At 29.9% G+C, this 13,748-nt stretch carries 7 protein-coding genes; 2 read left to right on the forward strand and 5 right to left on the reverse strand.

Annotated elements, in window-relative coordinates:
* Positions 1 to 37: 37 nt before the first annotated feature.
* Both G507_RS0100150 and G507_RS0100155 read right to left on the reverse strand, forming a co-directional pair.
* Positions 38 to 2,440 carry an alpha-ketoacid dehydrogenase subunit alpha/beta gene (locus tag G507_RS0100150; RefSeq protein WP_026715573.1) on the reverse strand — a complete coding sequence of 801 codons (2,403 nt, stop codon included), beginning with the start codon at positions 2,438 to 2,440 and terminating at the stop codon, positions 38 to 40.
* Positions 2,441 to 2,607: 167 nt separating this feature from the next.
* Positions 2,608 to 5,361, reverse strand: coding sequence for a gluzincin family metallopeptidase (locus tag G507_RS0100155; RefSeq protein ID WP_026715574.1), 2,754 nt, complete (start codon positions 5,359 to 5,361; stop codon positions 2,608 to 2,610).
* Positions 5,362 to 5,580: 219 nt separating this feature from the next.
* On the opposite strand from G507_RS0100155, the gene G507_RS0100160 reads away from it, so the two are divergent.
* Positions 5,581 to 7,566, forward strand: coding sequence for an endonuclease (locus G507_RS0100160; protein WP_026715575.1), 1,986 nt, complete (start codon positions 5,581 to 5,583; stop codon positions 7,564 to 7,566).
* Between the two features lie 59 nt (positions 7,567 to 7,625).
* On the opposite strand, the gene G507_RS0100165 is transcribed toward G507_RS0100160, so the two are convergent.
* Both G507_RS0100165 and uvrA read right to left on the reverse strand, forming a co-directional pair.
* On the reverse strand, positions 7,626 to 8,351 hold the full coding sequence (locus tag G507_RS0100165) for an LOG family protein (RefSeq protein WP_026715576.1): 726 nt from the start codon (positions 8,349 to 8,351) through the stop codon (positions 7,626 to 7,628).
* Positions 8,352 to 8,380: 29 nt separating this feature from the next.
* Positions 8,381 to 11,212, reverse strand: a complete 2,832-nt coding sequence (uvrA, locus tag G507_RS0100170; protein WP_026715577.1) for an excinuclease ABC subunit UvrA — start codon at positions 11,210 to 11,212, stop codon at positions 8,381 to 8,383.
* Positions 11,213 to 11,319: 107 nt separating this feature from the next.
* Here uvrA and G507_RS0100175 point away from each other — a divergent pair, with 107 nt between their 5' ends.
* Complete coding sequence (locus G507_RS0100175) at positions 11,320 to 11,841, forward strand: hypothetical protein (protein WP_026715578.1); 522 nt, start codon at positions 11,320 to 11,322, stop codon at positions 11,839 to 11,841.
* A 41-nt stretch (positions 11,842 to 11,882) separates the two neighbouring features.
* Here the strand turns inward: G507_RS0100175 and G507_RS0100180 are convergent, their stop codons facing one another.
* Positions 11,883 to 13,700 carry a chloride channel protein gene (locus G507_RS0100180; protein ID WP_051191433.1) on the reverse strand — a complete coding sequence of 606 codons (1,818 nt, stop codon included), beginning with the start codon at positions 13,698 to 13,700 and terminating at the stop codon, positions 11,883 to 11,885.
* Between the last annotated feature and the right edge of the window lie 48 nt (positions 13,701 to 13,748).

The following is a 13,748-nucleotide window of genomic DNA, read 5'->3' on the forward strand; positions in this document are numbered from 1 at the left end:
AAAATCCTCAAAAATTAATTTGAGGATTTTTATATTTTTAATACAAACTAGAATATTTACTAGGATTAGCTTCATTCATTATTTCATAAACTTTTTCGAAGACATCTTCAATACTTGGTTTTGAGAAATAATCACCATCAGTACCGTAAGAAGGTCTGTGTGGTTTTGCTGCTAATGTTTGTGGTTTGCTATCTAAATATTTGTAAGCTGATTGATTTTCAATAACTTCTTGTAAAATATAAGCGCTTGCTCCACCAGGAACATCTTCATCCACTACTAACAAACGATTTGTTTTTTGAATACTTTTTACAATATCATGATTCAAATCAAAAGGTAATAACGATTGAACATCAATAATTTCAACATTAATATCGTGTTCTTGTAATTCTTTAGCAGCTTGTTCTATGATTCTTAATGTTGAACCATAAGAAACAATTGTAATATCAGAACCTTCTCTAATCGTTTCTACAACTCCAATTGGTGTTGTGAATTCTCCAAGATTAGTTGGCATTTTTTCTTTTAAACGATAGCCATTTAAACATTCAATTACTAAAGCTGGTTCGTCTGTTTGTAATAATGCGTTATAGAAACCTGCAGCTTTGGTCATGTTTCTTGGTACTAAAACGTGAATTCCACGAATAGCATTAATAATCATTCCCATTGGTGAACCTGAATGCCAAATTCCTTCTAATCTGTGTCCACGTGTACGAATGATTAAAGGTGCTTTTTGTCTTCCTTTTGTTCTATATTGAAGTGTAGCTAAATCATCACTCATGATTTGAATAGCATACAATAAATAATCTAAATATTGAATTTCTGCAATTGGTCTTAAACCTCTCATTGCCATTCCAATTCCTTGTCCTAATATAGTGGCTTCACGAATTCCAGCATCTGAAACTCTGAATTCACCATATTTTTCTTGCATGCCTTCTAAACCTTGGTTTACATCACCAATATTTCCTGCATCTTCCCCAAAAACTAAGGTTTCAGGATATTTTGAGAAAATAGCATCAAAATTATCTCTAAGCACAACTCTTGCATCAACATCTTCTGCTGCATTATCAAAAGTTGGCTTAATTTCATTTATTTTAGAAATTGCATCTTTTGACGAAGAAAATAAGTGTGAACTAAATTTAGGTTGAATAGTTTCTTTATAACCAAAAATCCAAGATGATAAATTAGCTCTACTGTCTTCATTTTTAATTAGACGTAAAACTTTTCTAGCTGTTGATAGGGTGTCTTTTCTTATTGGTTCTTTTATTGAAGTTAAATCCGAAGCATATTTTTCAATAAATACTTTGTTAGAACTTGTTGAAGCTATTTTACTTAATAACTCTACTAATTCATCACGTTCTGTTTTTATGGGATTTAAGTAAGCATTCCAAGCCGCTTTTTTACCTTCTAAAACTTCTTTTTTGATTGATTTTTCTAATTCTTCAATTTCTTCAGCTGAAGTAATATTGTTTTCGATTGACCACGCTTTCATTTTAGTCAAACAATCAAAATCAGCTTCCCAAGCTAATCGTTCAGCATTTTTATATCTTTCGTGACTTCCAGAAGTTGAATGACCTTGAGGTTGTGTAAGTTCTTGAACGTGAATCAGAACAGGAACATGCTGTTCTCTAGCAATTGTTGAAGCTTTTTGATACGTTTCAATTAAAGCCGGATAATCCCAACCTTTAACTCTTAATATTTCGTAACCGTTAGTATCTTCTTCTTTTTGGAATCCTTTTAGAATTTCAGAAATGTTTTCTTTTGTAGTTTGATACCTTGCGTGAACCGAAATTCCGTAATCATCATCCCAAACACTCATTACCATTGGCACTTGTAAAACACCAGCAGCATTTATCGTTTCAAAAAACAAACCTTCAGATGTTGAAGCATTTCCGATTGTTCCCCAAGCTACTTCATTTCCATTTATTGAAAAGTTAGTTTTATTGGTAATTCCGTTTACGTTTCTATATATTTTTGAAGCTTGAGCTAAACCTAACAAACGAGGCATTTGTCCAGCAGTAGGAGAGATATCTGCACTCGAATTCTTTTGTAAAGTCAAGTTGTTCCAATTTCCGTTTTCATCTAAACTATGTGTAGCAAAATGTCCGCCCATTTGACGACCAGCACTCATTGGATCATTTTCCAAATTCGTATTACCATACAAACCAGCAAAAAATTGTTCGATATTTAAAGCACCAATTGCCATCATAAAGGTTTGATCACGATAATATCCTGATCGGAAATCACCATTTTTAAACGCTTTTGCTAAGGCTAATTGTGGAACTTCTTTTCCATCACCAAAAATACCAAACTTAGCTTTTCCTGTTAGTACTTCTTTTCTTCCAAGAAGACTACATTCTCTACTAGTAATAGCAATTTTTAAATCAGAAAGAACTTCTTGCTTGAAATCTTCGAATGAAATATTTTGTTTGGTTTTTGCTTCCATAAAGTATACAATTGGGTTTGGTACAAATTTAATAAATAGAATGAATTATTTATGTTAAAAGCAATTGTTTTTTATCTAAAAAATAAATTATTCATAATATTTAGCTATTTTGTTGTAAATAAATAACTAAAAAGCGTTTAAAAGTGATTTTTTTTCAAGAATAAGTCCTAAAACCATTTTCTTGTAAATAATGAAATTAGCGTTTTTGGACTTAAAGTAACCACAAATCTTATTTTTTGACCATAATTATCTTGATTTAGTTCAAATCCGTTTGACGATTGAACAGGGAAATATAATTCAAAATAATCTGGAACAAGATTTAAACGAATTCCACTATCATAAATAAATTGTGCTTTAATGGATTTGTTTTTGATTAAACCCACATCACTATAAATTTCAATCCAATTCCAAATATTAAAACTCCCATTTATAGTTGACATCCACTGATTTGCAAATCTAGTTTCAAATTTAGATTTAAAACCACCTTCGCCCATTACATATTGTTGACTGAAGATACCAGTTGATTCTGATCGACCTAATAAATTATAATTAAACAGATAATCGGTTGGTCTGTCTACTCCAAAACTAAAAAAATCTGAATTGGTGCTTTTATACATAAATGTACCTATGTAAAAACGTAGATTAATTCTTCGATTATCTTCAAAGAGTTTTCTGTATTCAATTTCAGCAGCTATTTTCCCAAATGAACTTGCAATTTGTAAATCGGTGTGAAAGGAGTAAAATTTAGTCATTTCTGACTGAATATTGTAATATTTTGCATTAAAAATTGAATAATTCTCTGTGTTAACATCTGTTGTGAAATTTGATTTTTCTCGATCAACATAATATTGTGTTAATTGAATGTATTCATTTTTATTATACCTAAAATTATTGTCTCTAAATCTAAATTGAATAGATGGAATAATTCTAGTATACAAAGCTTCTGGTGCATAATGTGACATGGAAGCTGACATTGAATAGCGTATATTGTACAAACGACCTTCACGAACATTTTGATTGACCATTCCTGAAATACCTCCAACAATTTTTTGTGTGTTTGAAGAGTATTCGGGTGAAATATCAAAAGAAAAAGGTTTGTTTAAGACGGAACGATTGTTTATTTTCATTCCAATTTTAATACCATCATATAAATTATATTCAGCCGTTGGAACATAAAATACTTGGTTGTAATATGGATTTTCTAAATCTTTAAAAAAAGTAAATTTTAAAGGTCTGTGGTTAAAAATTATCCCTTTTAAGGAATACCAGTTATTTCTTAGGTTAGATTCAGGAACTTCGGTTTTGTAGTTTAAAACTAATTTATCAATATTATTTCTTGGAATTACAAAAGTCGTGTCTGTTTTTATGTTTGTAAGCCATTTTTTATATACAATAGTATCGTTGCTTAATCCATACAAAGGAATCGGAACATTTGTTAACGTTTTGTTTTTTATCGAAATGCTTATTGAATCTTTTTGTTTTTTAATAGATCCAAATTTATAATCAATTAAATCTCTTTTGCTAATCACTGTATCAAAAAACCAATCAATATCTTTTTTTGCATTTTGATTTAAAATATATTCAAAGTCATATCTTGATGTTTGAATATCTTTATTCATATTCAAAAACTCAACAATACTTTTTTGTACTATATTATTTTCTAAATAAGAATCTAAATAACGTAAACTCAATCCAGCTCTATATTTTCCAGCTATTTGTTCATTGAATTTGATTAATGAATTTTTATCACTTCCTATAGGTTGGTCTAGGTTTTTTCTAACCATTAACAGGTAAACATAATAAAATTGATCATTAAAATCTGTACTAAGAATATTATAACCTTTAAGTAATTTAATTTTAGATAAACTACCCATCATTTTAAACTTTGGGTAATAATAATCAATATAATTCATCAATATATATTGCTGAATTCCTTCTTCAATCCAATGGTCTTTTCTATGATTTATAAGAATTTTTTCTTTTAATAAATTATTCAAATAAGTCTTTAAAAAACGAACTTCAAATATAAATTCATCTGGAAATGGATTTATAAACGAAGGCAATTGATTAACTCCATAAAAAGGATTTTTGTTATAATCATCGTTTGAAACAACAATTTTATTTTCCTTTGGATTTCCAATTTGAGTAGAAACGTATTTAGTAATCTTATCAATTACTAAAGCAATCTCAATTTCAGATAAACGTTTATCTTCAAAATTTGAAATCACTTCTACATTTTCATTTTTATAGCTTTTGAATGAAATAGCATCAATTGGCTCTAAAATTAAAGAAACTGTTTGCCTACTTTTTGCTGTTAAAGTATGTTTTTTACTAGTTAAATCTTCATATATACCTTTTTGATTTAGGCTGCTAAAAACTTGATAACTTTTCGGAAATTCAATGTCAATTTTATAATCACTAACAGCATTTGAAATGTCATCTAAATTTTCATTGCTTTGCGTTATAAATTGTTTGTTTTCGTATCTTGGAATTGATAAGTACCAGTCTTTTAGATATATTTTTCCATTATTATCAAAACCATATTTTGTAAATTTTTCATTTGGAATTTTGACGGTATAAGTACAAAGAAATTTCTGTTGAGAATTGGGTAATATGGTTTTGTTTAAACAAAGTTTTATGAGATCGACTTTCTCTTCAAAATTTTCCCATACTAATTGATTGAAATTTTCGTCTACAATAGTATTTATTTTGGTAAATCCTCTGTCGTCTTCTTTGGCTAAATGAAAGACTCTTGAAAACTCATCAGAAAATCGTCTTGCTAGTGCAGAGTTTTTTGATGAAAATGCATTATTCCAATCATTTAACAAAATTGAAGTTAAAGTATCATTAGTGTTATTAGCATACAAAATTTCTTGTTGAATGTATAGAAGATGTTTTTCAGTGTCAACTTTAACATTCAAATTTATACTATGTTGTGCCCAAACGTTAGTTTGAAGCAATAGCAGGATTAGTATGAAACGAAATAATTTCAAATTTTAGCAATTTTTTGAGTGTAAATATACCAAAATCAATGGTTAAGAAGCACTATATTCAAATTATTTTTTATGATTAATTGACATTAGTTTAACAATGATTTCTTTTCATTCGTTATTAAATGGCTATCTTTGAAAAAAAATATTATGTCTAAAAAAATACTCTTACTTTTTTCACTTTTCATTTCAAATTTTATTTTTTCTCAAGTAGTGATAAATGAAGTAGATGCAGATAATCCAAGTACGGATGAAAGAGAATTTATCGAATTAAAATCAACTTTACCAAATTTCTCGCTTGACGGATATGTTTTGGTTTGTTATAATGCAGGAAGTTCAGCACCATATTCGGGTTCACAAAGTTATTTTACTTTTGATCTTGATGGTTATGTAACAGATATTAACGGAATTGTACATGTTGGAAATACTCTAGTTTCACCATCACCAGCAGGAAATTTTCCAATTAATACTATTCAAAATGGACCAGATGTTGTAGCTTTATACTTAGGAAGCGATACCGATTTTCCTTATCTGACAAATGCTACAAATGTTAATCTTATTGATGCTGTTGCTTATACAAGTAGTGCTACAAAAATACCAACAAATTTAATGACTATTTTGGGTATTACTCATTGTCCTATTGATGCTGAATCAACTAATTCAACTTCAATGTCAATTCAACGAAAAAATGATGGTACATATGAAGTAAAAATTCCAACTCCAGGTGTAAACAATGATGGTTCTGGAATTCCTATAACAAGAATAAACATAACTACTTCATTAGCTGAAGTTGATGAAGGAAACAATATAACAATAACTTTTACAGCTAATTCTGCAATTTCGGGAACAGATTTAAATATTTCATACATTTTAGATAATGGAAATTTTAATTCAAGTGATTTTACCGGTGATTTAAATGTAACGATTCCTGTCGGACAAACAACCGTTGTAAAAACAATTCAATTGTTAAACGATGGAATTAATGAAGATGATGAAACATTAAATATATATGTAGCCACTGTTCCAACGGGTTATATGATGAACCGAAATAACGTTAAAGTTAGAGTTCATGATGCTAATTTTATTGTTCAACCATGGGGAACACCTTTGAGTCCAACTTTTGGCATTGTTACAAGTACAGCACCCGCAGGTTATTATAGTACAATTAATGGTTTATCTGGAGCTACATTAAAACAAGCTTTGCAAGATATTATTGCTAATCCAAATGTAGTGCACGCTCAAAATTATGGAGATGTAGAAACTATTTTAAAAGACAGTGATATTAATCCCTTAAACAGTAGTCAAGTTTGGTTAATGTATACAGAGATTCCACGTTCTAAATTAGATTATCAAACAAGTAATTATAATATTGGGGTTTGGAACAGAGAACATATTTTTGCTCAATCTAGAGGTGGATTTTCAGATGGAACCTCTTCGACAGCAGATGGAATTGATATTTGGTTGCCAACAAACGCTAATGATTTACTAACAGGTCATGGTGATGCACATCATATTAGAGCTGAAGATGGTTCAGAAAATAGTTTCCGTAGTAATAAAAATTTTGGAAATGTAAACACTTCTACAATGTATGCTGGACCAGCTGGTACATTAGGTTCATGGAAAGGTGATGTAGCAAGAGCGTTAATGTATATGGATGTAAGATATAATGCTTTAAATGTTGTTAACGGTGATGTTTCAGAATCACCAACAGGTTATATTGGAGATTTAGCTACATTGTTACAATGGCATCAACAAGATCCACCAGATGATTTTGAAATGAATAGAAACAATTATATTTATACATGGCAAATTAATAGAAATCCATTTATTGATAACCCAGATTTAGCGAGTTATATTTTTGGAAGTAATATTGGACAACCTTATACTTTAGGAAACGAGAATTTTGTAGCTTCAAAAGTTGTGGTTTATCCAAATCCAACTACAGATTATATTATAATTGCGGGAATAGATTCAGAAGCTAAAGCTGAAGTTTTCTCTATCACTGGACAAAAAATTAAAGAGGTTAAATTTACAAATGAAGTTACACTTTCATTAAGTGATGTAACTGCTGGAGTTTATTTGGTTAAGGTTTCAAATGAAAATTCAAGTATTACTAAAAAGATTATTGTTAGATAATTTTAGAAACTAATAAATCATAAAAAAAGTCCTTCGTTTTGAAGGACTTTTTTGTTTTATTAAAAGTTGGGAGACAAGTTATATTTCTTATAGAAACTGTCTAAAGCTTCTAAAACTTGATCTTCATTATCTACAATTTTAATTAAATTTAGATCATCTGGACTTACCGTTTTATATTTTTCAATTAAGGTTGATTTTACCCAATCAATTAATCCTGACCAAAACTCTGTACCCACTAATATAATTGGAAATTTTGCAATCTTTTTAGTTTGGATTAAAGTGATTGCTTCAAACAATTCATCTAATGTTCCAAAACCACCTGGCATAACTACAAATCCTTGAGAGTATTTTACAAACATTACTTTTCTCACGAAAAAGTAATCAAAATTTAAGTTTTTATCTCTATCAATATAAGGGTTAAAATGTTGTTCAAAAGGCAAATCAATATTTAAACCTACTGAAGTCCCACCACCAAAGTGTGCTCCTTTATTTCCAGCTTCCATTATTCCTGGTCCACCACCAGTAATTACTCCATAACCACCTTTACTTATTTTGTAGGCAATTTTTTCGGCTAACAAATAACTTGGATCGTCTGATTTCGTTCTTGCTGAACCAAAAATAGAAACACATGGACCAATTCGTCCCATTGCTTCATATCCATTTACGAATTCGGACATAATTTTAAAAATGGCCCATGAATCGTTAGTTCTTATTTCGTTCCAAGTTTTTTGTTTTAATTGTTCTTGTATTCTTTGATCGTCATTTTCAAATTTATCTACTGACATATTCTTCTTTTTATAATTAAACAAACAGGCTAAATTAATTCTTTTTTCAAGAATTGAGCCGTGTAACTTTTTTTATTTTTTACAATTTCCTCAGGAGTTCCTTTGGCTATTAGTTGTCCACCAGCTTTTCCACCTTCATAACCTATATCGATTACATAATCAGCTAATTTCACTACATCCAAATTATGTTCGATAATTAAAACTGTATTTCCTTTTTCTACTAATTCATTTAAAACACCCATTAATACTCGAATATCTTCAAAATGAAGTCCTGTTGTAGGTTCATCCAAAATATAAAAAGTATTTCCTGTATCTTTTTTAGATAATTCTGAAGCTAGTTTGATCCGTTGTGCTTCACCACCAGAAAGTGTAGTACTTTGTTGTCCTAAAGTAATGTATCCTAATCCAACATCTTGAATGGTTTTAACTTTTCTATGAATTTTTGGAATCATTTCAAAGAAATCAACAGCTTCATCAACTGTCATATTCAGTACGTCTGAAATTGATTTTCCTTTGTAACGAATTTCTAAAGTTTCTCTATTAAAACGTTTTCCTTGACACGTTTCACATTCTACATAAACATCAGGTAAAAAACTCATTTCTATTGTTCTTACACCAGAACCTTCACAAGTATCACATCTTCCACCTTTAACATTAAAGCTAAATCGACCAGCTTTATAACCACGAATCATGGCTTCTGGTGTCATGGTGTATAGTTTTCTAATTTCAGAAAACACATCGGTATAAGTAGCTGGGTTACTTCTTGGTGTTCTTCCAATTGGACTTTGGTCAATTTCAATAACCTTGTCAATATGTTCTAAACCTTCAATTTTTTTGTAAGGTTGTGGTTTTTTTACACCATTAAAAAAGTGAGCGTTCAAAATAGGGTAGAGCGTTCCGTTAATCAAAGTAGATTTTCCAGAACCTGAAACTCCAGTTACACAAATCATTTGTCCTAATGGAAATTCAACCGTAACATTTTTTAAATTATTTCCTGTTGCACCAGAGAGTTTTAGGATTTTCCCATTACCTTTTCTTCTTTCTGTTGGTACTTCTATTTTCATTTTACCACTCATGTATTGAGCAGTCATGGTATTTTCTTTTAATAATTCTTTTGGTGTTCCTTCACTAATAATTTTTCCACCAAATCTTCCTGCCTTTGGTCCAATATCAATCACGTAATCAGCACGTTCAATCATGTCTTTGTCATGTTCGACTACAATAACTGAATTTCCTATATCACGTAAGTTTTCTAAAGACTTTATAAGTCTTTCATTATCTCTTTGATGCAATCCAATACTAGGTTCATCTAAAATATATAAAACTCCAACTAGCTGTGAACCAATTTGTGTTGCCAATCGAATTCGTTGCGCTTCACCACCAGAAAGTGATTTTGAACTTCTATTTATGGTCAAATAATTTAATCCAACATCTAATAAAAATTGCAAACGCGCTTCAATCTCTTTAATAACTTCAGTTGCAATTGCATTTTGTTTTTCGGATAAATATTGAGGCAATTCTTTGAACCAATCAAATAATTCATTGATATCCATATGAACTAACTCACCGATATTTTTTTCGTTAATTTTAAAATAAAGCGACTCTTTTCTTAAACGACTTCCTTCACAAGTTGGACAATCATTTTCGTCCATGAATTCTTTTGCCCATCGTTTTAAAGAAGCAGTATTACTTTCTTCATATTGATTTTTGATAAAATTTGAAATTCCTTCAAAATCAATTTTATAGTCTTTCGTAATTCCCATTACTTTTGAAACTACTTCGAATTTTTCATTTCCACCATTCAATATCATATTCATGGCTTCTTGTGGAATAGTTTCTATTGGGTCAGAAAGCTTAAACTCATATTTATGTGCAATAAGTTCTAATTGTTTGAAAATCCAAGTCGATTTCATTTCGCCTAATGGAGCAAATCCACCAGCTTTAATAGATAATTTTGGATTTGGAACAATTTTTTTCAAATTAATTTCGTTCACTACACCTAATCCATTACAATTTTCACAAGCACCTTTTGGTGAATTAAATGAAAAATTATTTGGCTCTGGATTTGGATATGAAATTCCAGTTGAAGGACACATCAAATTACGACTAAAATAACGTACTTCTTGACTTTCTTGCTCTATTACCATTAAAATGTCTTCCCCATGATACATGGCTGTTTTGATGCTTTCCGTCAAACGTTTGTCAGTGTCTTCAGTTGTATCAATGGCCATTCTGTCGATAACAATTTCAATGTCGTGCATTTTATATCTATCGACTTTCATTCCGACATCTAAATCACGAATTGTTCCGTCTACTCTTACTTTCAAGAAGCCTTGTTTAGCAATTTGTTCAAAAAGTTCGCGATAATGTCCTTTACGGGAACGTACAACTGGTGCTAAAATATTGATTCGTTTACCATTGAAATCATTAAGAATCAACTCCTTAATTTGTTCATCAGAATAGGAAACCATTTTTTCTCCTGTATTGTAACTGTAAGCATCACCAGCTCTAGCGTACAAAAGACGTAGAAAATCATATATTTCAGTAATTGTTCCAACGGTTGAACGTGGACTTTTACTTGTAGTTTTTTGTTCGATGGCAATAACAGGTGAAAGTCCGTCAATTTTATCAACATCTGGTCTTTCTAATCCGCCTAAGAACTGTCTTGCATAGGCAGAAAAGGTTTCAATATACCTTCTTTGTCCTTCAGCATAAATTGTATCAAAGGCTAATGAGGATTTTCCTGAACCTGAAACACCAGTGATTACGACCAGTTTTTCTCTTGGAATTATTACATCTATATTTTTTAAATTATGGACACGAGCTCCAATAATTTCGATAGTTTCTTCTGTTTTCAACATAATTTTTTGGGAAAAAGCAAAGATACTATTTTTAAAGAGAAATTTTAAAGAACATTCTATAGAATTTAGTTAAGATTTTCTATTTTTGAATAAAAAAATTATAAAATATGAGGTTACTAGGAATAGGTTCAAGAATAAAACATCAAGAATATGGAGTTGGTGTTGTGACAAACGTTTCTCCAAAATTTTATTGGGTGACTTTTATTGAAAACGGATTAGAAACCATTGAACTAGATAGTGAATTTGAAGTTATTGAAGCTTTAGAAGATGAAGTGGATTCAGTAAGTTTTTTTGAAGTTGAAAAAGCTTTAAAAAATTTATTAGAAAAATATAGTGATATTGGACCAAGAGTTTCTATTGCAGACAAATGGAAAGGTGGAAAAATAGTTTTAGAACCTGGAACACAAACTCAAAATAAAGAAATTCCGATTGATAGTTTTTTTAATAAAATTGTAATGGTTAGAGATCGATTACGTGTAATGGAACAAAAAATAAACTCAAGTAATTTAGAATCTTCTGAAAAAATTGAATTACAGCAATATATTACAAGATGTTACGGAAGTTTAACTACTTTTAATGTCTTATTTAAAAATTCTAGTGATTTTTTTGTGGGAGAAAAAACAAAATAAAATATCAAGTCTTTCTGAGTTTAAATTTAGAAAGACTTTTTTTATTCAATCACCATTTCTTTTAATTTTTCTCTATATTTTATTAAAACAAAATGTTTGGAAATTAACCCAATGAATTTTCCATTTTTTAGAACAGGTAAAATTTTTGCCCCACTGTTTTCAAATTTTTCCATAATGGTTTCCATGGTTTCATCATAGAATACAATTTCCTTGGGTTGTTGCATGACTTCATTTGTAGAAGTATATTTTATTTTGAAAGCAGAAAACATAAATTTTCTCACATCATCTAAATAAATTAAACCTTCCAATTCATCTTTGTCGTTTAGCACTGGAAATACAACTTCATCTGATTGTTGAATTTTTTCAATCAATTCATCTAAATTTGTTGAAACGGAAATAGCTTTATAATCAGATTGCAATAGTGTTGACAATTCTAAAGAAGTCAAAATATTTTTATCTTTGTTATCGGTAAAAACTTCTCCTTTGTCTGCCAAATGCTTAATATCAAACGAATAGGGTTCAAAACGCTTAGATATTGCATAACTTACTGAAGAAACTATCATTAAAGGAACCATTAATTCATAACCACTTGTGATTTCTGCTATCAAGAAAATAGCAGTTAATGGTGCATGAAATAAACCACTTAAAACTCCAGCCATTCCAACTAAAGTAAAATTAGTTACTGGTAATTTTGCTAGTCCAGTTAAATTCACAAAATAGGCCAATACAAACCCTAAATAAGAACCCACAAACAGCGAAGGAGCAAAGTTACCTCCATTTCCACCAGATCCTAATGTTAAACCAGTTGCAAAGACTTTGACCATCATTGTTGCTCCAACAAAAGCTAATAAAATCCATTTGTTATCTTTAAAACCGTTTAATAAAGTGTTATCCAAAATTTTTTCAGGATTATTATCGGCAATTGTTTTTATACTGGTATAACCTTCTCCAAAAAGAGTTGGAAATAGAAAAATTAGAATAGCTAATATTCCTGCTCCAAACAAGGCTTTATGATAGATTCCAAATTTACTTTTTGTAAAAAAATGCTCAATTTTTCTAAAATAACGGGCATAATAAATAGAAAGTAATCCAGATAATAAACCCAAAAGAACATAAAAGTGTAAGTTATGATAATCAAAACCTTGTACACTTTTGAAGGAAATTAAAATATCTTCGTCTAAAACAATTGTAGAAATCAATGCTCCAGTTGCAGCACTAATCATAATTGGAATAAATGCTGTTATGCTTATCTCTGCCAAAACTACTTCGATAGCAAATAAAACACCTGCAATTGGAGCGTTAAAGGCAGCTGCAATTCCGGCAGCAACTCCACAAGCTAATAATAACGTTCTGTCTTTATAACTTAATCTGTAATTTTGTGCATAATTACTACCAAAAGCAGCACCAGTAACAGTAATTGGCGATTCTAATCCAGCACTTCCACCTAAACCGACGGTTAAGGAACTAGTTATAATTTGCGAATACAATTGTTTTTTAGGAAGAATTCCACCATTTTTTGCAACAGCATACATAATATGTGAAGTCCCTTTTTGAATCGAACCATCTAAAAATTTATGAACTACAAATACGGTTAATAAAATTCCGATTATAGGTAAAACACTATTGCTATAAGGTAAATGAAGATAACCATCTAAATATTGAGAAAATTGATAAACTTTATGCGCAAATGCCTTTAGAATAATTACAGCTAAAGCAGAAGAAATCCCGACCAACACACAAGAAAAATAAATAAATTGCCTTGGTGTTAAAAAAGTTTTTAAAAGAAAAATAAATCGCTCTAATCGCTTAAAGTTTTTACTTATAAATCGAAAAAAAGGATTGACTTTTTTCGTGGACATTCTGTTGTTGTTTTAATTCTTGCGAAATTACCATTTTTGAATGGATTT

The organism is Flavobacterium gelidilacus DSM 15343 (assembly GCF_000422685.1).
GTDB lineage: Bacteria > Bacteroidota > Bacteroidia > Flavobacteriales > Flavobacteriaceae > Flavobacterium > Flavobacterium gelidilacus.

What these genes read in the sequence shown, in the direction of transcription:
- G507_RS0100160 (WP_026715575.1), top strand. Translation starts at nt 5,581, where the DNA reads ATGTCTAAAAAAATACTCTTACTTTTTTCACTTTTCATTTCAAATTTT.
- G507_RS0100175 (WP_026715578.1), top strand. Translation starts at nt 11,320, where the DNA reads ATGAGGTTACTAGGAATAGGTTCAAGAATAAAACATCAAGAATATGGA.
- G507_RS0100180 (WP_051191433.1), bottom strand. Translation starts at nt 13,700, where the DNA reads ATGTCCACGAAAAAAGTCAATCCTTTTTTTCGATTTATAAGTAAAAAC.
- G507_RS0100150 (WP_026715573.1), bottom strand. Translation starts at nt 2,440, where the DNA reads ATGGAAGCAAAAACCAAACAAAATATTTCATTCGAAGATTTCAAGCAA.
- uvrA (WP_026715577.1), bottom strand. Translation starts at nt 11,212, where the DNA reads ATGTTGAAAACAGAAGAAACTATCGAAATTATTGGAGCTCGTGTCCAT.
- G507_RS0100165 (WP_026715576.1), bottom strand. Translation starts at nt 8,351, where the DNA reads ATGTCAGTAGATAAATTTGAAAATGACGATCAAAGAATACAAGAACAA.